The following is a 366-nucleotide window of genomic DNA, read 5'->3' as shown; positions in this document are numbered from 1 at the left end:
AGGAGCTGACCGACGGCAAGCTCTATCCCAACCAGCCGATCAACGGCGACGACGCCATGACCGGCGGCGAGGGCGCCGACATCTTCTATTTCCAGACCCTGATCAACGCCAAGAAACGCTACATCGAGAAGCACACCAACGACGACGGTACGATCAACTGGCACGGCGTCGCGGGCGAGAACGACAAGCTCCACGACCACTGGGTCGACCACCTCGGCAACGACGTGGTGATGGACTACAGCCGCGCCGAGGGAGACCGGCTGGTGATCGAGGGCCACACCACCAAGATCTGGTCGATCTCCTATTCCGACGCGAACGGCGACGGGGTGATGGACCGCTCGGTGATCCGGCTCTACTCCGACCAGG

1 pseudogene is annotated in these 366 nt (G+C 62.8%); it reads left to right on the top strand.

The features are described 5' to 3' along the window. Window positions 1-366 (top strand): annotated as a pseudogene (locus ACFQ2S_RS11495) (calcium-binding protein); the annotation flags it as partial.

Source organism: Tropicimonas aquimaris (genome assembly GCF_042676185.1).
Classification (GTDB): Bacteria; Pseudomonadota; Alphaproteobacteria; order Rhodobacterales; family Rhodobacteraceae; genus Tropicimonas; species Tropicimonas aquimaris.
Note: the sequence above shows the minus strand (reverse complement) of the source record. Positions and strands in the feature narration are given on the sequence as shown.